General features: G+C 46.9%; 10 protein-coding genes. 8 read left to right on the top strand and 2 right to left on the bottom strand.

The window, feature by feature from the left end; genetic code table 11:
• The first annotated feature begins 22 nt into the window (after positions 1 to 22).
• On the top strand, positions 23 to 1,597 hold the full coding sequence (locus H6X83_RS02245) for a glycoside hydrolase family 43 protein (protein ID WP_212507555.1): 1,575 nt from the start codon (positions 23 to 25) through the stop codon (positions 1,595 to 1,597).
• Positions 1,598 to 1,847: 250 nt separating this feature from the next.
• Here the strand turns inward: H6X83_RS02245 and H6X83_RS02250 are convergent, their stop codons facing one another.
• Complete coding sequence (locus H6X83_RS02250) at positions 1,848 to 2,876, bottom strand: LacI family DNA-binding transcriptional regulator (protein WP_212507556.1); 1,029 nt, start codon at positions 2,874 to 2,876, stop codon at positions 1,848 to 1,850.
• 195 nt (positions 2,877 to 3,071) lie between these two features.
• On the opposite strand from H6X83_RS02250, the gene H6X83_RS02255 reads away from it, so the two are divergent.
• From H6X83_RS02255 to H6X83_RS02275, 5 genes are all read left to right on the top strand, one after another.
• Positions 3,072 to 4,334 (top strand): extracellular solute-binding protein, encoded by a 1,263-nt coding sequence (locus H6X83_RS02255; protein WP_212507557.1) that lies wholly within the window; start codon positions 3,072 to 3,074, stop codon positions 4,332 to 4,334.
• A 94-nt stretch (positions 4,335 to 4,428) separates the two neighbouring features.
• Positions 4,429 to 5,316, top strand: coding sequence for a carbohydrate ABC transporter permease (locus H6X83_RS02260; RefSeq protein ID WP_246419443.1), 888 nt, complete (start codon positions 4,429 to 4,431; stop codon positions 5,314 to 5,316).
• Entirely contained in the window at positions 5,313 to 6,158 is an 846-nt protein-coding gene (locus H6X83_RS02265; RefSeq protein WP_212507559.1) for a sugar ABC transporter permease, read from the top strand. Before H6X83_RS02260 ends, H6X83_RS02265 begins: the two co-directional genes overlap by 4 nt.
• An 18-nt stretch (positions 6,159 to 6,176) precedes the next feature.
• Positions 6,177 to 7,907: an alpha-glycosidase gene (locus H6X83_RS02270; protein ID WP_212507560.1), complete on the top strand. Its 1,731-nt coding sequence runs from the start codon at positions 6,177 to 6,179 to the stop codon at positions 7,905 to 7,907.
• Between the two features lie 393 nt (positions 7,908 to 8,300).
• The gene (locus H6X83_RS02275; protein WP_212507561.1) at positions 8,301 to 12,983 is read left to right on the top strand and encodes an endo-beta-N-acetylglucosaminidase; all 4,683 of its coding nucleotides are present in this window, start codon (positions 8,301 to 8,303) and stop codon (positions 12,981 to 12,983) included.
• A 116-nt stretch (positions 12,984 to 13,099) separates the two neighbouring features.
• On the opposite strand, the gene H6X83_RS02280 is transcribed toward H6X83_RS02275, so the two are convergent.
• Positions 13,100 to 18,574: an Ig-like domain-containing protein gene (locus H6X83_RS02280; RefSeq protein WP_212507562.1), complete on the bottom strand. Its 5,475-nt coding sequence runs from the start codon at positions 18,572 to 18,574 to the stop codon at positions 13,100 to 13,102.
• A 700-nt stretch (positions 18,575 to 19,274) separates the two neighbouring features.
• Here H6X83_RS02280 and H6X83_RS02285 point away from each other — a divergent pair.
• Positions 19,275 to 19,475, top strand: a complete 201-nt coding sequence (locus tag H6X83_RS02285; RefSeq protein WP_212507563.1) for a hypothetical protein — start codon at positions 19,275 to 19,277, stop codon at positions 19,473 to 19,475.
• A gap of 13 nt (positions 19,476 to 19,488) precedes the next feature.
• Positions 19,489 to 20,703, top strand: coding sequence for an extracellular solute-binding protein (locus H6X83_RS02290; RefSeq protein WP_212507564.1), 1,215 nt, complete (start codon positions 19,489 to 19,491; stop codon positions 20,701 to 20,703).
• Positions 20,704 to 20,730: the final 27 nt, after the last annotated feature.

A 20,730-nucleotide genomic window follows, 5' to 3' on the forward strand; every position in this document is an offset into this window, starting at 1 on the left:
TTACTGACAAGAGGTGTTTGTTTTGCGAACGATTGCAAATCCGGTTTTAAAAGGGTTTTATCCGGACCCATCTATCCTTCGTGTGGGCCGGGAATACTACATTGCCACATCGACGTTTGAGTGGTTTCCCGGTGTGACTCTTCTGCATTCCCGCGACCTGCAGCATTGGGAAACGCTGCAATCTCCCCTTGGAGAGGAAAGCGGGTTTGACCTGCGGGGCATTGACACCGCCTGCGGCATCTGGGCACCGAACCTGACTTACAGTGACGGCGTTTTTTATCTGCTGTATACAATTGTTTATACAGACAGACACCGCTACAAAGATACACACAATTTTCTGATTACCGCAAATACTATCGAAGGCCCCTGGAGCAAGCCTGTCTTTTTGAACTGCTCCGGGTTTGACCCTTCCCTTTTCCATGATGATGACGGGCGCAAGTGGATGGTGAACATGACGGTTGACCAGCGGCCGTCAAAAAAGCGCTTTTCGGGAATTGTACTGCAGGAATATGACGCAAAACTGAAAAAATTAGTTGGTAACGTGTATCCGGTGTTTTCCGGGACAGAACGTGGTACCACGGAAGGGCCGAACCTTTATAAGCACGGTGGCTATTATTATCTGCTGTGCGCGGAGGGCGGAACGGAATTTGGTCACTGCTGCACCTTGGCGCGCAGTCGGGAGATAACAGGAAAATATGAAGTGTGCCCTGAAAATCCGGTTCTGACCTCCGATGAATCTAAAGAATGTCCGTTTCAGCGTGCGGGGCATGGTTCTCTTGTGGAAACGGCGGAACATAACTGGCTGATGGCACATTTGTGCTCGCGGCCTGTGGAACGGTTCAGCATTTTGGGCAGAGAAACCGCGATTGAAAACGTAGAGTGGACAGCGGACGGCTGGCTGCAGCTTTCCGGCCGCGGGAAGCTGCCGAAAACATCCTTTTTGTGTGGCGCTTCCGTGGATAAGCTTTCCCCATCGGCAAAAATACGGGAAAACTTTGACGCACCGGTTATTCCAAAGGAATTTCTGACACTGCGGCAGTCTCCCGCGTCCTGTGGGATTACAGCGGAAGAGCGCAAAGGCTTTTTGCGGATTTATGGAGGCAACTCTTTATCCAGTAAGTTTCATGTTGGTCTGCTGGCACACCGGCTGCAAAGTTTAAGCTGTACCTGTACCACAGCGGTGGAGTTTTATCCGCAGACATTTCAGCAGACAGCCGGACTGGTGTGTTTTTACAATGGCGATAATTACGATTACCTGAATATCAGCGGTGACGAAACCGCAGGACGGTGCATTTCGGTTGTTTCCATGAATAACCGTGAACTGCAGGAAAGTGAAAGGGTGCCGCTGCCGGAAACAGCCGCCATTTCTCTGCGCGCACGGATTCAGGGGCGCAGTTTGTATTTTTCCTATGCACTGCAGGACGGAGTTTTCAAAGATGTTGGGGAAAAATATGATATGGCAGTGCTTTCAGATGAGCATGTAGAAGGAAACGGTTTTACCGGTGCAATGGTCGGTATGGCGTGCGAAGATTTGCAGGCGAAAAACTGCTGTGCGGATTTTGGCTGGTTTCAGTATGAAGAGGAAACAGAATTTTAATCTGATTGGCTGTCAGTGTAAAGTTGATTCAGCAAAAGTCAGGGCAATTCGTTGGTGAACGTAAGAGCTGCTGCGGCCGCAGTATGTTCTTTCATAAAAAGCATTAAAAGTAAGGCCAGACATATGGGGGAGCAGTACAACTTTCCCGGTGTGTCTGGCTTTTTATGTTAAGAAATGCATTGGTAAAACAGGAACATTCCTTATTTTTGCGTACCTACTCAAAGGCAGAGCAAAACTGAAAGTGGGCAGGTCATTTTTCGGTTTTTACCGCGCGTGTGGAATTGCGGACAATGAGAACCGGAAGCGTGGTATACGTCTGTACCTGCAGATCCGGTTTTTTAATCTTTCGCAGCAGCAGGGAAGCTGCCTGCATACCCATATCGTGTACATCAATATCCACAACGGTCGGCATTGGGTCCATAATTTCTGAAAACGGATAATTATCGAAACAAATCAGAGAAATATCTTTGGGAATCTCTAAGTTTCGCTGATGAAGCGCTTTAATAACGCCAAAGGCAACCACGTTGTCCTCGCAGATAATTGCTTTTGGCGGCTGGCTGCCGGAAAGTACTTCATTGGTCAGCGTAAAACCGCTGGCACTGGATGAATCTCCGTATTTCATGTATTCCGGCGGTACAGTTAGTCCCCGTTCCTTCATAACAGAGAGGAATCCATTCAGTCGCTGTGAAAAAATCTTGTCCTGTTTGGCGCCGCCGATAAATGCAATTTCTGAAAAACCACATTTGCACAAATGCTCGGCGGCAATTTGCCCGGAAAGAAAATTGTTGGTGTCAATCCAGCAGGCTTGGCTTTCAAAATTCGGTTTGCCAATCAGGACGTGCGGAAAATGTGTTTCCGTCAGAAAAGTCGTCAATTCTTTAGTAGTCGCTGAACCATGTACAACCACGCCATCCGCGCTTTTCTGCTGAACGATTCGGCGTACGGTGTCAAGCGCTTCCTCGGGCTGATGAACACTGACCAGACTGAAATTGTACCCTTTCTGCGCCAGCACTTCCTGCACACCGCAGAGGATGTCGAACATATGCGGGTTGGTAAAAGCGCTGTGCGGTTCCAGCTGCATAATAAATGCAATATTTTGTGTCGTCTTTTTTGCAAAGTTGCGTGCCTGTATGTTGGGGGAATAATGCAGCTGCTCCATTACCTCGTGAATCCGCTGCACGGTGGCATCGGGAATAGACGGGGAGTGATTCATTGCTTTCGAAACGGTGGAGGGGGAGACATTCGCCGCACGTGCCACATCTTTAATTGTAACAGCCATAATTTGACTCCTTTCGGGTCGGTTTTATCATAAATTATAGTACACCGGTTTCCTAAGTTTTTCAAGATATTTGTATAAAATCTATTGAATTTTCTTTAAATAGCATTTATACTTAGGCCTAAAGAGGAAATAATCCCGAAAATAAATAGAATTTTCGGGAAAACGATTTCCTTAAAATTTGTGGAGGTAATTGTTATGAAAAGGAAAACAAGAATACTTGCGTCCGTGCTGGCTCTGTGTATGGCCGGCACATCTCTGGCGGGCTGCCAGTCAGGGGGAGGAACCTCGTCCGCTGCTTCGGCGAAGGCGTCGGATGCAGCTTCATCCAAAGCAGCCGCAGCACCCACCACGATAACCATCTGGCATTCCGCGGAGGCGGGCATCATCAAATGCCTGCAGACAGAACTTGACAAGCTGGCGCCAAACGTTACCGTGAAATTTGAACGCAAAGAAAACATGAGCGACGCCTTAAAGCTGATTGGCAACGATCCCTCAAGCGCGCCGGACATGTACCTTTGGGCACATGACAAAACCGGTACTTTTGCGCAGATGGGTATCCTTTCTCCGGTTACGGACTTTGTTTCCAAGGATGAGCTTGCGGATTTGCTGCCGGTCACCACAACTGCTTCTACTTATCAGGGGCAGATGTATCAACTGCCAATCTTCTACGAAACCCAGATGTTCCTTTACAACAAAAAGCTGATGAAAACGCCGCCAAAGACCACCGATGACTTGCTGAAGTATGCGAAAGAAAATACAAAGAACGGTACATATGGACTAGTGGAACAGCACAGTACCGCCTACTATGCAGCTGCATGGATGCACGCTTTTGGCGCTGCGATTGTTAATGATAAATCCGAGCCGCAGCTGAATACACAGGCGATGATGGATTCGGTTGCCTACCATAAGCAGTTTGTTCCCTATGAGCCGGTCGATGGTGAATACAACACTGTGACCACTCTGTTCAAAGAGGGCAAGGCACATTCCATCATCAGCGGCCCGTGGCTGGTGCCGGATTTGAAAACTTCCGGCATTGACTTTGGCGTGGCACCGATGCCGACGGTAAGTTCCACCGGAAAAGCACTGACGCCCTACGCCGGTGTACAGGGACTGTTCGTGCTGAAAAACTCCGCGGAGGGCAAGAAAGATGCTGTTACTTCCGTACTGCGTCAGCTGTTAAAGACCGATGTAGGCGTTTCCCTCGCCAAAGCAGCAAGCTGTGCGCCGGCAAATAACAAATGTTACAGTGACGCGGCGGTCAGCAGCAATGAAATGCTGATGACGATGAAAAAGACAGCCGAAACCGCAGTGGCAATGCCGAACACACCGGAAATGGACGTTATGTGGGATGCCACTGAAACGATGTTGGCCGCAGTCAACAAAAACAAAAAAGATATTAAAACCGAATGTGAAAGCGCCCAGAAAAAGGCTTTGGAAGGAATCCAATCTATGAAATAAAGCTGCGCTTGCAAAAAATTAAATGAGGCGGCACGGCTGATTCCTTCGTTTGCAGAGCCGCGCCGCCTGTTTTTGAAAATGTGGGGTGTATTGTGTGAAAAAGAAAATTCGTCCCTGGGCATATTCCTTGCCTGCGCTGGTCATTATCGGCTTCGTGATCCTGTTCCCAATCCTTTATACCGGCTATATTTCCCTGACCAATATGAACGTTTATCACTGGTTTAATTTTCAGCTGGTTGGTTTGAAAAACTATGGCAAGGCACTGTTTTCGTTTGACAGCGGCTTTGTGCCGGCGCTGCTGCTAACCCTTCTCTGGACTGCGCTCAACATGGTGATTCAGGTCGTTGTTGCTTTTCTGCTTGCGGTTTTGCTCAACAGCGAGGGACTGAAGCTGAAAAATCTCTACAAAACGCTGCTCATGTTCCCTTGGGCTATGCCCGCCTATGTGTCAATTTTACTCTGGCGCATGGGTATTTACAACACAGAGTTTGGCCTGCTCAATCACATCCTGAGGCTGCTAGGCATGCAGCCCATGAACTGGCTGAACGACAGTACCTCTGCGTTTATCTGCTGTATGGTCGTAAATCTGTGGATGGCTTTTCCGTTTATGATTCTTACCATGGACGGCGCGATTCAGAGTATCGACAAATCCTACTACGAAAGCGCAACGCTGGACGGCGCCGGCACCTTTGTGAAGATGACAAAAATTACGGCGCCATTTCTGCGGCCAATCGTTACCCCTGCAATTATCATGACTGCCTTTACGACTTTTAAGCAGTTTGACATCATCTACCTGATGACGCAGCAGCAGGGTGCGAAAACCGGTGCAAATATCCATACGGTGATTACTTACGCCTATGACAAAGCCTTTATCACAAACAATTACGGCTTCAGCGCGGCCGTGTCCATTCTAATCTTTGTTATTATTATTGCGCTTTCTGTATTTACAAGGGGTTACATCAAAAAGGAGGGAGCCAGATGAACAGAAAGAAAAGGCGGCGCACAGTTCGCCTGGTGTTCACCAACGTGTTTTTCATTGCAATTTGCCTGCTGGGACTTGTTCCGATTCTTTATGCAGTCAATGTTTCCTTTAATGCGCAGAACAGCGTGATGAGTTCCAGCTTTTCGCTGCTTCCGCAGCAGTTCACGCTGGACAATTACAAAAGCGTGCTGTTTGAGCGCCCGTTTTTCCTCTGGCTGAAAAACAGCGCGCTGCTGGCACTGGTTACAGTTGCCATTTCGCTGCTGGTCGGTGTGCCGGCGGCGTATGCTTTCGCGCGTTTCCGTTTCAAGGGGCGCAGCCCCGCGCTGTATCTGCTGCTGATTCTGAACGCGTTCCCGTCCATCCTTTCTATGTATGCACTCTACCGGCTGTTCCGCTCAATGGGACTCATCAACTCCTACATCAGCTTGATTATCATCTACACTGGTTCTATGACGATTTTCAGCCTGTGGAACATGAAGGGTTACTTCGACACCATTCCAGCTGAAATTGAGCAGGCCGCACAGATTGACGGCGCAAACGATTCCCAGATTATCTGGAAAATCGTGATGCCGCTTGCAAAGCCGACGATTATTGTTACCGCGGTGCTGGTTTTGATTTCTGTTTGGAATGACTACATTTTTGCAATCAACTTCATGACAAAAGCGGGGAAGTACACGCTTGCCGCCGGACTTTATACGCTTCAGGCCACCGAGTACACCCGTAACTGGCCGCAGTTTTCGGCGGCATCCCTGCTGTCGTCGCTGCCGATTCTGATTATCTTCTTTATCATTCAGAAGAATATGCAGACCGGGCTGACCGCCGGCGGAGTAAAGGAATAAAGAAATGGGGAATCGTCCTTGATTAAAGAAGCAATTCTGCACATACCGGATTCCAGCTACGCGTTTGCGCTGGATGAAAAAACGGTGATTTTAAGACTGCGGACAAAGAAAAATGATATTGACCGCTGCACACTTTTTTACGGCAACCGGGTATATCCCACTTCGCCGGTGCCCATGCAGCAGCTGCCTATGCGGAAAGTGGGCGCGGATGACCTTTTTGATTACTACGAGTGCAGGCTGGTCAGTGGATTCAGCCGGATTTTTTACGGCTTCTTGCTGGAGGACAAATCCAGCCAGCTGTATTACTACGGGGACGAATTCCATGACTCTGTCCTCAATGACCGAACGGTATTTTACCAGTATGCCTATGTTCGCCGGGAAGATATTCCGGACGTGCCGGAGTGGGCTTCTTCGGCGGTGATTTATCAGATATTTCCGGACAGCTTTGCTTCCGACAGGTGCAGCATCCGCATGGAGAGTCAAACCTGCAAAACAGCAGAGGGCATTAGCTGTTCCTGCCGCTGCGGCGGCACACTGAACGGCATTGAGAAAAATCTCGATTACCTGAATGAACTCGGCATCAACTGCATTTATCTGAACCCGATTTTTACAGCAAATTCGTATCACAAATATGATACTGCCGATTATATGAGCATTGATCCCTGCTTCGGTACGGCACAGGACTTAAAAGCGTTGGTTGCCGCCTGCCACCGGCGCGGAATTCGGGTTTTGCTGGACGGCGTTTTCAATCACTGCGGGCCTGATTTCTTTGCTTTTCGGGATGTGCTGGAGAACGGCAGCCGTTCCGCCTATACGGATTGGTTTTATCATTTGGAGTTTCCGCTGCACTGCGAAACACCGCCAAATTACGCCGCCTTTGCTTATGTGCCGGAAATGCCAAAGCTCAACACAGGAAACCCGGAGACTGCTGCCTATTTCTGCAAGGTTGGGAAATACTGGATTGAGCAGGCGGACATCGACGGCTGGCGGCTGGATGTTGCCAACGAAATTAACCATGACTTTTGGCGGCAGTTCCGCGCCGCTATCCGTTCGGTGAAGCCGGATGCCTTCTTAATCGGCGAAATCTGGGAGGATTCTCCGCAGTGGCTGCAGGGGGATCAGCTGGATTCCACCATGAACTACCGGTTTTCAAATTTGTGCAGGGACTATTTTGCGCAGCGTTCCATTTCTGCGGAGGAGTTTGGGCAGCACCTGACCGCGATGCTGCTTCGCTACAAAGAGCCCATGACTTATGCACAGATGAATCTTCTGGACAGCCACGATATTCCCCGCTTCCTTTCAAAGTGCGGCGAAGATGCCCGGCGGCTGAAGCTGGCGCTTTTCTTCATGCTCACTTTTGTTGGCGTGCCGTCTATTTTTTACGGCGATGAAGCTGGAATTTCCGGCACAGCAGAAGCGGAGTATCGGCAAGCGATGCCGTGGCAGAACTACCCGGAAAACGGCGAACTGTATCAATACCTGAAAGCGCTGATTACCCTGCGCAAACGGCACCCAAGCTTGACATCTGGTACTTTTCAGCCGGTTCCGGTAAAAGCAGAAGGCGTGTTTGCTTTTCGGCGGGAAGCGGCAGGGGAAAGACTGCTTGTGGTCTTAAACAACAGTGACCAGTGGCGGCAGGTTTCGCTTGGGGAAGAATGCACTTCCCTGCAGCCACTTTTTGGGCAGGACGGTAAAACCGCACAGCCATTCACTTTTGCGCCGATGGAGGGACGAATTTTTAAGTGTTGATAAACAACTGAATAGAAGTTCACATTTCAAACGGTCGGATTCTGCTCCAAAAGCAGATTTCCGGCCGTTTTTTTGTGAACTGCGCGGATGGTCGTTTTGCAGTGTGCTTCTACTATGAAACAAGTCTTGGATATTCAATAATATGGAAAGCAGACGCTAATTTTCAGAATAACCTGACTTTTTTAACCAGTTTTACACGTTGCTTAAATTCATAAGTGGAAATGGTCCGCTACCGGAAAAACTCCATTTTTATGGACTGATAAAGCAGACAAAAATGATTGAAATATCAAGTTTTTAGTGATAAAACTATGGTTATTTGTGTGGAAAATTTTGTACGGTTTTTCTATACTGGACAAGTACAAATGAAATGATTCTTTAGGAGGAGAGAAAGGAATGAAACAGAGAAAAAATCACGCAGGAACCGACTGGCTCAAAAAGACGGTTGCCTGTACACTGGTTCTGGCCGTTGTAGCATCATCGTCTGTGCTGGGCATAGGCGGTGTTTATGCAAGTGATACGCTCCCATATCTTGGTGAGAGCGCGCGTGGACAAAATCAGGCTTATGAGCACGGCTACCGTTCTTTGGATTTAAAAAATTGGAGTCCGGAAACGGATCCCTTTTCAGAGTCCATGCGTGCGCAGATTCCACTGCAGCAGCGGAACGCCGCTTTTTCTGCAACGCAGGCAAATCCAAATTTAAATGCGGAAACACAGATGTTTACACTGGCAGGGGATTACGGAAACGCGTTTTTCGACAGCTATTCTTATACCAATGAATTCAGCCAGTACCTGTTTAATTTCTGGCAGTACACAGATTACTATGGTTCTTGGCATGGTATGCCTACCAAAGATGTGCCGGAATCTATGTATCAGGATGAACGCGGTGTTACAGATGCGTGGAAGAACCGCAAGTTTGAATTTGGTACCATCAATATGCCAAACCCGGGATATACGAATGCGGCGCATAAAAATGGTGTAAAATCTATCGGCTGCATTTTCCTGCCGCGTACAGGACAGAGCTGTGACAATATGCTGCAGCAGGATAGTAGCGGCAAGTTTCCGATTGCGGAAAAATTGGTTGCAATGTGCAAGTGGTACGGCTTTGACGGATATTTCATCAATCAGGAGGAGAAAATTACCACGGCACAGGTACCAGTTTACAAAGCCTTTATGAAACAAATGCGTGATGCAGGCGTTTATATTCAATGGTACGATTCCGTTGTAGAGAATGGTTCGGTTTCCTATCAGAATGAGTTTAACAGCAGCAACAGTCCTTTTGTCAAAGACAGTAAACTAGGGCAGGTTTCGGACTCTATTTTCCTGAACTACTGGTGGGGCAAAGACAAAATGACTAATTCCGCCGCACAGGCAAAGACACTTGGTTTAAATCCGCTTAGCAGTGTTTTTGCAGGAATTGAGGCGGGCGGTGACCGCTGGAACCGCAAATATGACCTCAAAGACAATCTTGGCGAAGACGGCCGGCCGATGAACGGCATCGCATCGCTTGGCTCCGAGTTTGTACACGATGGCCTAGACGAAGACCTTGAAGGCGGTGCCAATAATAACGTAGAAATGCGTCGTGAAAAAGACGATTATCAGTGGATGACTTTTCAGCGCGAGCGTATGTGGTGGACCGGCCTTTCGCAGAATCCGACAACCGCACTTGAAAACCGCCGCGATGCATCCTATAAAAACACGGGAATCGGTGTTAACGGCAACAACTGGGATGGTGTGTCCGCGTATATTACAGAACGTTCCGTTATTAACGGTGATACGTTCATAACAAACTTCAATACCGGTCACGGTCTGGAATATGTGCAGGACGGTACAGCTTCCAACACACATGAATGGTCCAATATCAACATTCAGGATATTCTGCCTACATGGCAGTGGTGGCAGGAAACAAGCGGAACTAAACTGAATGTTGATTTTGACTATGGCACAAAGTATAAGAAGACGCTTGCCGACAAGAGCAGCGGTACTTTTGACTTTATGCCGGTTGGTGCCTACAATGGCGGCAATTCGCTGGTCGTTTCCGGCAAGCTGGACGCGGATAGCGCACTGCACCTTTACAAAACCAATTTGGATGTAAAGGCTTCTTCCAAGATGCAGATTATTTTCAAAAAGACTTCTGACGACAATGCGGCTATGAAGCTGCGGGTTTATCTGGAAGATGCTCCGACTGTTCCGGTTGATCTGGAAATTGCCAATACCACTGTAAAGAGCGATAGTTGGGTGACGAGCAGTGTTGACCTTTCCAGCCTTGCAGGCAAGAAGATTGCCGCCGTTGGTTTGGTATTCAGCGGAACCGCTGCCAGTTACCAGATGAATATTGGTCAGCTGAAGTATACCAGCAGCGCGACTGTAAAACCAGCAGCACCTGCTAACCTGCACATTTCCAAAGCATATGATACCAAGGAAATGAAAGTTACATGGGACAAAGTTTCTTATGATACGGTAAAGCAGTACAATGTTTATGCTGTGATAAATGGTAAAGAGATGTACATGGGTGGTACCTATGACAACATTTTCTACATTAAATCTCTGTATGATGCGCAGGGGACAGTAACAATAAAATTGAAAGCTGTCAGCGCGGATGGCACGGAAAGCGACGCAGCCAGTGCAGACTATGACTACAGCAAGGCGGTTACAGATGTAAAAGTAACGCCAAATCCGACTACACTTGATGTTTCGTGGAAAGCACCTGCGGGAGTTACACTGGGCACAACTGATCTTGTTGTTGCCAAAGAATATGATTCCAATACACAAACTTATAAAGCACAGGCAGTAAGCGGTGCAACAAGCTGTTCAGTAACAGTTCCTGCAACGGATGGTGCACGCTACACCATGAAAATCACACCGAAAGACACAAGTGGAAACACTCTTGCCACAGTAAATTATGATGGTAAGTTGGCAGATAAAACTGCAGCCAAGTACACTGGAAAAATCGTTGGCGGCAAGCTGACTGAGCCGGAACCAAACGACTGGAATAAAATTTACTATACAGAAATTATCGGCGGTGCGGAGGGAACAGAGAAAACCGTTACCCGCAGTGTGGACGCAATGCCTGCTATTAGCAAAACTGCTGATAGCGTAAAAGTTGTGTTGGAGGATTACGCTGGTAATAAATCGGAAGCAGTGACAGTGCCAAACTGCATTCAGGTCACAGTTTCACCAACCACAGCAAAAGTGCAGGTGTCCATGACACAGCAGTTTACGGCGCAGGTCAAGAATTATCAATCTGCTGCAGGTGTCACATGGGCAGTACAGGGCGCGTCCTCTGCTGAAACAAAAATCTCCGTGGACGGTTTGCTTACGGTTGGTGCGGATGAAACCGGGAAGTCGATTCAGGTTGTGGCTACGTCAAAAGAGGACCCGGAAGTTTCCGCGCAGAGTAATGTGTCAGTTCAGCCCGCAATGGTTTTGACACCAGACAGCGGCGCGGTATATAAGGGAGAAACGCAGCGGTTCACGGTAAAAAATCTGGAAAAAGCTTTGGAAGCTTCTAGTTATAAATGGGAAGTATCTGCCCGGTACGGCAATCTTGCAGCGGGTACCAACATCAGTGAAAGCGGATTGCTGACAGTTGATACATCTGAAACAGCGTATACCATTACGGTTAAAGCAACAAATAAAACAAATTCGGAGCAGGTGCTGACCGCAACTGTATCTCCTAAAGATGCTTATGCACTGCAGGGGGTAGATTACAGTCTTTATAAAGGCTGTCAGCATACATTGAATTTGCTTTATAAAGGAGAAATTGCACCTGCATCAGACTTTACATGGACAGTTTCAAGCGCAAATGATACCCCACTCGCTGCAGGAACTTTGATGCGAGAAAATGTTTTAGTGGTCGATTCTTCAGAAACTGCGCAAACATTGAATCTTACTGTAACAAAAAAAGCGGATAGCAGTATTGTACTGAAGCATACTTACTATGTGAGTGACCCTTATAAAGTAACCAGTATTTCTAAACTGGGAGATTCAGTAGAACAGCAGACTGTCAAATACGGTACACAGTTGAAAAAACTCAATTTACCGACAAAGCTGAATGCAGAAGTGGACTTTGGTTATGGTGAACCATCCAGCGAAGCAGTGAACGTAATGTGGAGTTCCAGTCCGGAGTATAGTGCGACAAAAGCCGGAAAATATGTCTTTACGGCGAAACTGGCAGCAGGCTATGTGCCTGTAGAAGGTGTGACTTTGCCAGCTATCACCGTGACGGTGCAGCCGTCAGGCAATGTGCCGGTCGTTACATCGCCGGTTACCGCTTTGCCAGCAGCAAATAATTCGGCAGCAAAAGCAGCTGTGGAAAAAGCTGTATCCAGTTCGGAAAAGAGTTTGATTGTTACACTTGGCAAGGGACAGGATAAAACAGCCGCAGTTGAAGCAAAGAGCCTTGCGGGTCAGCAAGTTTACCTTTATAGTCTGAACAATGGCGTATTGACACTGGCAGACAGCAAAGCTTCCAAGGTTGACAGTAGCGGCATGCTTTCATTGGCAAATTTGACCGGTACAGATTCCACAACCTATGTTTTGATTCCGGAAAGTGAAAAGCCGCCAGTCAGCAGTTTCTGCGGTACTATAGAAGTTGCGCAGGGCAACACAGCGGCTTTCCACCTGCAGAGCGGAAAACCGACAGATGCAGGATTTGCTGCCGGTAATGGTGCGGCCTCTGAAACCCGTGTCTTTGAAGCCTACAAAAACGGCACTGCTTATTACGGCGCTTACGGCCACGGCAAGGTTGGACAGACAACCGGTATGTATGCAAACGGTGTAAAGCTTTTTGAGGTAAAAATTGTGAAAGCACCCTACAGTTCCGACACAACTGTGAACATCACAAACAAAAAACAAGGCTCTATTTACTGGTTCAAAGTTACACTGGACAATGCTTCTACAAAGGTCAGCTACACCGCCGGCAACGGTAAAGTACTAAGTACCCGTTCCAAAGGACTGCAGAAAGATGGCAGCTATCTCTTTGGCTTCCAGATTACCGGAAAAGCGGGAGAAAAGAGCGGTGTGTATGCTAATATTGACGGCAAAGATTACTGTGTGTTTCATGTTATGGTAAAGTAAATAGAAAACACTTATGATTTGATATAAGTAGGCAAAAAGCAGGCAGAAACCCGGAGGGATTTCCGCCTGCTTTTTTAGGTTGGTTACGTATAAAGTATCATTTGGGGATTTGTTGCTTAACTGATTTTGAAATGAAAAACACAATAGGTTTCGTTGTTTATGTGTACATACAAACCAGTACGTTCCCCTTTTTTGCCGGAAGCTGTGATGCCGAACAAATAGCTTCCATCGGTTTGTTTGCCTTTGGAAAGGGTTGTGCCAATTTGCCCGTTGCCTGCGGTGTAACTGACTGGCTGCGAAAGTACATCTGCTTTTACTGTAAACCAGTAGGTTTGGCCAGATTTAAAGGCCATATCTACAGTGGTATCGGAATGATAAGGTGCTTTTACGGTTTCAATTTCAAAGAGTTTTACATCATTTACATAAGCACCGGTTTTTTCACCGACTTTTCCGGAAGCATACGCGCCTAGTTTGCCGTTTGTATACAGGCAGGTGTGCATGACTTTTCCGCTGCCGGCAGCATAGCTTTTCTTATTTCCGCCAAGCAGGTCAAAAACCGCGGTATTACCCTGTGCTACTTTTACGGTGCCTACAACACTGCTGACTGGGGGCTTTTCTGTGGCAGGAATCAGCACATAGGTTGTGTCACCGGGAATTGTGGCGACAGAAGAAACATTCGATTTAGAAAGTGGGAGCGTTCCGTCTTTATCAATGATCAGTGATTTTGCGGAAACTAGCTCCAGCGTGCCTTTGTTGAGGCGATACAGATAAATGTTTTGTCCGGAAAGTGACTTAGCTTCCACTACCACTTTTTCAGCATCTTTTTTCACAGAAGCAATGACACTTTTGGTCGAAGCAGGAACCGCTTTTGCAAGAGCTTGCTTTGCACTGGCGTTTGTGGAAGCGTTGGCCGCGGTAACGTGTGCAGTACCGTTATTTGGTATAGGAGCAGGTTGCGTGGTTGGCTTATAAAGTGCCAGAGCAGTTTTCAGTTCTGCCACCGCACCCTGAATATCACCGTCTGTGGCACTGGCATTCGCATATACTTTGTTGCCGTTGTCAAGTGCAGCCTGTACTTTGTCCTTTTCTGCAGCAGACAATGTTTGATAAGATGCTGCATTTTTTTGGCATGCGCTGACTTTTTGCAGCAGAGAGTTTAACTCACGCTTGTCATACTTTACAACAACGGTGCAGCTTGCAGATTGGTCTGTGCCCGCAATGGTTCCGGTCAGCGTAAAGCTTGTTGCAATAGAAAGTTTATCCTGTGATACAGCAGCCCAACTAACAGGTGCTGTGCCTGTAGAACCGTCTGTGTAAGTTACTGGAACAGTTGCGGGCAGCTGAGGTTTCTGCTTGACATAGGTTTCTACAGAAATGGGGGAAACGGATTTGATTTGCTTTTCTGCTTTGGCAGAACTGCTGGTCAGTACCCGCCATTCCTTGATGCCGTTGTAAGCATCACCGCGATTCGTTAATGTAATGCGCAGTTTGGTGGTCTGCATTTCTTTAAAGGTGTCGTTTACAAACTTACCCAAAGAAGCAGTACGGGCGTCATCTGTGGAAAGATCTTTGGTTACAACTGTGACAAATCCGTCTTTGTCAGCAGATGAATTCGATTTGTCGTAGTAAGCAATTGTGTACTTTGAGGGTACCAATGTTCCGCCGCCGTCATCATAGAAAAATACACTGCTGCCACTGAGCTTTTGTGCGGAGGACCAAGTGTAGACAACACTTTGCTCGGTCTTTCCGCTGCCCCAATTGCCCCACTGCAATTTCTGATTGGATTCATCAGTTTCAGCACCGGTATTTGTGGTTGGTATAAAACCGTCATTCACAGCAGCAAGACGCTCCCAGCCGGGGGTATAGTTGGCAGTTGGAGTGGCAAGCAGACCAACGTTAACATACTGCAAGTTATTGATTGCAGACTGCAGTGCCTGTGCTTGCTTTTCTACATCCGCTTTTGTAAAGTCAGTTTTTGCGAGCAGCTTTTGTGTAGAAGAAATCTGGGCTTGCAGCGCAGTCCAGGAATCTGTTGTAAAATCTTCCTGGTTACGGGCTAGTGTTAGACCGTCAGCAGTTTTCTGGTTCAGATATGGTGCCATCAGACTGGTTAGTTCACTGGTAGGAACGAAAACGGTTACTTGGAACGGAACGGCTGTTTCAAGACTGCCGTCACTGACGGTCAGCTTCAGCTGATAAGTTCCAACTGTGTCAAAGGTTACATTCAGAGCTGCAGCGGTGCTGTCTGTGATAGAATATTTGCAGCCGTCAGGTCCAGAAGTGACTTCCCACTTATAGGTCAGCGTTCCGTTTGGCAGAGTAGAATCGCTTACTTCCGGAGTGACCTGCAAAGAGGAACCTTGCTCAACACGCAGGTTGTCCGGCAGGCTGACTTCAGGCGCCTTATTTTCACCTGGTGTCACGTTCAGGTGATTATTGTAAATTTGAATTTCTTTTACACCGGTACTTACGCTGGTACTGTGGTGCAAAGTAATCCTGATTTTTGAAGTAGTGACCGTCGGAAATTTAACGTCATTATAGTTTGAAGCAATGATGGCAGGCTCACGCACCTGATTTGCAACAGATTTGAATGTACCGCTATCATCCATGTAAGACACGTCAAACGATTCCGGCGTGCCGTAGCCGTCTTTCATTCGGTCATTGTAGAAATACAGTTTTACGTTGTCAACTGCCTTGGCGGTACCAAAATCGAAATCGATAGTATCGGAGGGATTGGCAGTGCCTTTAAACAGCGCTGTATGCTGCACTTTCTTGGACGTATCATTAAAAGTAATGCCGCCGCCGGTGACAGTAGAGCCGTCCTTAACGCGGTCAATGTTAGCTTTGTCATAACTGGAAGTGACTGTGGCAGTCAGCGCAAGATTTTCGTTGTCATGCGCAAGGTCGATGCCAGCTTTATTAAACATATCAACAGCTTTTGGGTAGGCAGTTAAGGAGGCCGCGGAAGCAGTGGACACAGCACAATCTGCTGCGGCATGACTGTTCACGGTAGTGCCGGCGTTGCTGCCAGCAGCACCCGAAACATCATTTTTCGGAAGTTCTACACTGCCGGTCGTCGGGTCATAAATCACATGGGACATTTCGTTGTTGTTCATGACTAATTTGCCATCAACATACAGGGAGAAACCCTGCGGAACGCCTTCATATGTAGTAGCAGTTTTTTGCCAGACGATGGACAGGTTCTTGCCGTGATAGCTGATATTATCTACTGCGAAGTGATCATAATCCACATTTAGCGGCCATAGTTCAATCTTGTTGTCCATACGTGGCTGCAGACCGGCAATATCCTCAATTACGGAGTAATCCATCATTCCCAATGTGTCATGGTGAATCCAAGAACGAATCAGGTTGCCAGTTGTGGTGGAATCTTTTGTTGCGTCCATCCCGAAGCCGTTGGACCAGAAGAATTCATTGGAATCCAAATGATCTGTGTTTCCTGGTTCCACAGTGTGCAGCCAAGCACCATATGCAAACAGCTTTTTGTAGGTGTCTGGGGTAATGTTGTCCACTGGGTAATAGCGCATAGAGGAACGCAGAACATTAACGAAGTTGCCAAAATTGCACCATGCGAAATGGTCACAGCAGGTTTTGTCTGAGTCACCATTTTTAATGTCATTCAGACGTTTGGCAATGCTGTTCTGATCGGCTGTATAGAATGGAAATAAAGGGTAAAATGCGGGGTCACCGTAATCTTTCAACTGACTGGTATATTTTGCATAGTCGGCATATTTGTCTTTCTCAAGTGCAGTGGGAGCAACACCAAAGCTGAATGCAAACATATTGTTGTCACGGTAGGGTACATATGCTTGAGTGGCTACCTGCCGGTGCAGGAAGCTGCCTTCACCGTTGGTGTCTTTCTTTCCATCCTTGTCAAAGTCGCTGCCCTCGTACCAGAAGTTCTTCAGCATGGCGGCACGAATCGCTTCAGCTTTGTCATTCATCAGTTTGGCATTTTCCGTATCGCCCAATTCCGTATACATTTTTGCTGCGGCAACCGCATTTGCATAAACAGTAGAAGAGCCGTCAATACGGGCATAGTTGTTGCCTTTTGAAGACTGATAATGCATACCGGCACAGTCGCCGTCATTGCCGGTAATCGGTCCGTGATTGTAACAAATCAGATTTTCAAAATCACCGGTGCCGCCAAAACGCTGCAATGAACCAAGCACATCACCTTTTGCGTAGTCAGCAAACTTCTTTAAAACCTTTTCGCCGCCTCCATGGATTTTGTAAGCTTCCAGACCAACCTGTGAGGTGTTTTGCATCATATCCCAAGTCCAGGTGCCGGGGCGGCCGGGGTTGTTTTTATAGTTGTCATCGCCGGAATACTCACCCTGAGCGAGCCAGGTACCATAAACGTAGGTTGGGTCGCGCAGCCATTTTAAATCCTGCATGGCCCACGGTACACTGACGGTGATTCCGTTGTTGTAACCGAGGACACCTTCCATGTTCATCGGGAACTGCCAGTCATTTCCGGGAACCTCTGCATCCAAAATGTTAAAGCGATTGCACCACCAGCGGTAGTACAGAACTTTCTTAACATTTTTGTCTGCAATGTCGATATATGGAATATTGTCGGCCCACCAGGCATTATAGGTTTCTACCTGACTTTTAAATGCATCCGCGTTACTGTATGTTTTATATGCGCTGTAATCTGTCTTTGACTGCGGTAGCTCCTTGGCAATCCAGCCCATAACAACATTTTGCTGTATGGATTTTCCGACAGGTACGGTGACTTCTTTTGTCAAAGTACCTTCCTTCGGTGTTAGGCCAGTACCAGACATATGTACATCCACATAAGACATTGCGCTTACGGCGCCGCTTTGTGCGGTGTTTACCATGACCGGTGCTGCTACACGCTTGCCCACCAGTTCGCTTCCGCTGCTTTCCTTTGCAAATGGGGAACTGACAGTCATAGTAAAAGTAACGGGGGTACTGCCGCTGTTTGTAAAGTCATAAAGTGCAACGGCGGTGTTGCCGGCAGTAATAAACTTTTTCTGTATGACAGTCAAGCCGTTTCCATCTGTAAAAGTTTGGTTCTCATGGCTTGGGTAGTTCATTCGGTTGGCAGAGTTTTCGGTGACCTTGACGGAGCCAAGGTCTACTTGCATTAAAGCACTTTGATTCAGTGTGTCAGCGTAATATGGCTCACCCACAAAGCCCAATGTATCAGCCTGCTGGTTTTTCATGTACAGTGCGCTGCCGCGGCTGAACAATGTGTTGATGGCGTTTGTGTCATCATCCGGGATAACGCCTTTGTTTACCAGAAGCTCATCCATCCATGGCAGCTTAGTGGGGTCGGCTTCAAATGCGGCAAAATCCTTTGCCTGTATCTCCTTCAGTGTTTTAGAAGCATTGGAACTTTTGAAGTTTACACTTTCTGGTGCAGTGACGTTTGTGCTGCTCCAAGTGGGGGCTGGTGTTTCTGCTGCACTTTTTGCGGCAGTGCTTTCCACTTGAAAGTTGGTTTCATAGGCGTGTGCACTAATGGGGCATGTACCAAAGACCAATGCAGCAGCCAGCACCAGAGTACCTGCCTTTGAAACAGCAGAGCGAAATACCTTTTTCATAGACTTTTCATTACCTCCCTAATTTGATCAACTCCATGAGCCTCTGATTGTTTAAAAATTTAAATTTTGCTCCTTTCGTAATCATGTATTTATGTGCGATGTTACGTGCCTTTTTGTTTAAAATGAATCTTTTAAGCAGACATGTACAAGCACAAATGATAAAACGTTTAACTAATCAAGCAGACTCATTCAAGTTGTTAGTATAAATGCGGCCAGTAGAAAAGTCAAGCACAAAATGTATAATATATTCAATAAATTTATTTACGTCAAAATCATTTTGTGACTTATTGCTTACATGTTTGACGCATAAAAGGCTGATGTCAAATGAATTATGGAAGGTTTTATTCAAAATTTATTTATAAAACTGTGATGAGAAATTCTTATATGCCTTAGAATATTGCCCTATTAGACATAAATTAAACGATTTTATTTTGTTTTGCATGTGAAAAATCTAAAACAATGAGAGAACAAGAGAAAATAAAAGTATAAACGAGGTAAATGGACTTTAAATTAAAATATTAATGAAATTCAGCCTTTTAATTTTTAAAAATGATATGCTATAACTGTTTGCAGAGCAGTTATATGGGAATTACTGCTCGATTTTCTTGCTCAAAGGACTTTAACGTTAAGCTAATCTGGTAAAGTACTTTAGGTAATGAAGAAAAGTTCTTTGAAGATTATTTTGGGAGGAATTACAAGTATGAAAAGTAAGAGGTTTCTTGCGGGTGTACTAAGTATGGTGCTTTTGACCGGAGCATTAACCGGATGCAGCGGTGGAACTGCATCCTCCGCTGCAGGTGCTGCTTCCACTGGAAGTGGAGCATCCGGTGCGGCTAGCACTGCCAGCACACAGGCGGCTGGTAAGAGCGTAACGCTGAATTTCCTTTATTGGGCAAGATGATGCACAGACCAAGATGGTGAAAAGCTCCTGCCGTGCTTATGAAAAGGCAAATCCGGGCGTAACCATTAAGGAGCAGGCGCTGCCTGCAGATGGCACATTTGACCAGTACATTCAGTCTGCAAAAGAAAAGGGCACGCTGCCAAACATCAGCTACATGGGTGAAGGAGACATTCAGAAGTACAATGAAATGGGCCTTTTGGCAGACATTTCAGATGTTTTTGAAAACGGTACTGTTAAGGAAAAACTCCCTGCAGTGACTGTAAAAGATCCTAAAACGAAGAAGGTTATTGCGGTTGGCCTTTCTAACCAGATGAATTTGCTGTATTACAGCAAATCTAAGTTGAAAGACGCTGGCATTGAAACTCCCCCGACGGATGTTTCAAAAGCATGGGATTGGGATACTTTCGTGAAAAACTGCAAAAAGCTTACAAAAGATTCCAACGGAAAGACAGCTGCGGATGCCGGGTTTGATCCGAGCTTAATTGAAAACTATGGTCTTGGTTTCAACTGCCTGCGTGAATTCCATTTGTTCTGGGGCATGTATGCCAATGGCGGCGGCGTTGTTTCCGCAGATGGCTCTCAGTTCCTGATGGACAAAAATGAATCCATCGAGGGTGTACAGAAGTTTGCCGACCTGATGAATAAAGATCATGTTGCTTCTGCGGCTACTTACAGCTTTACCGGTGGCGCAGGTGCAGTTGCGGACGGTATTTCTGCCGGCTACGCAATGATGATTAACGGTTCCTGGGATCTGGCAAATGTTAAGGGAAATGATGATATCGGTGTGGGTGTCCTGCCGAAGATGAAGAACGCTGTTACGGTAAACTGCGGCGGTCCGCTGGTGGTTTATAAAACGGACGATAAAGATGTGCTGGCAGCTTCTAAAAAATTCTATGCTTATATGGTAGATCCGGCACAGAATCTAGCATTGGTTAAGAGCGGCGCATGGCTGCCGAATCAGTCCGATTGGTATACAGATGCTTCACTGGTCAGCAAATGGGGCGATGAATATCCGGCGGGTGCAAAAGACTCCATCCTCAGCTATGCCAACACGAAGGGTGCCATTGCACAGTGGCCTGCTTATTATGTACCGGCTTACAACAAAATGAACGCAACTTTCGAGAAGTACATAGATAAAGCGCTTAGTGGTAAAGAAACTGCTAAGCAGGCATTTGGTGAGTGCATGCCGGAAATTAAAAAGCAGTTTGAAAGCGGCACGGTGGGCTGACCGTTCATTTGAATGCAGCCCGGCAAG

It is taken from the genome of Caproicibacterium amylolyticum (assembly GCF_014467055.1).
GTDB lineage: Bacteria > Bacillota > Clostridia > Oscillospirales > Acutalibacteraceae > Caproicibacterium > Caproicibacterium amylolyticum.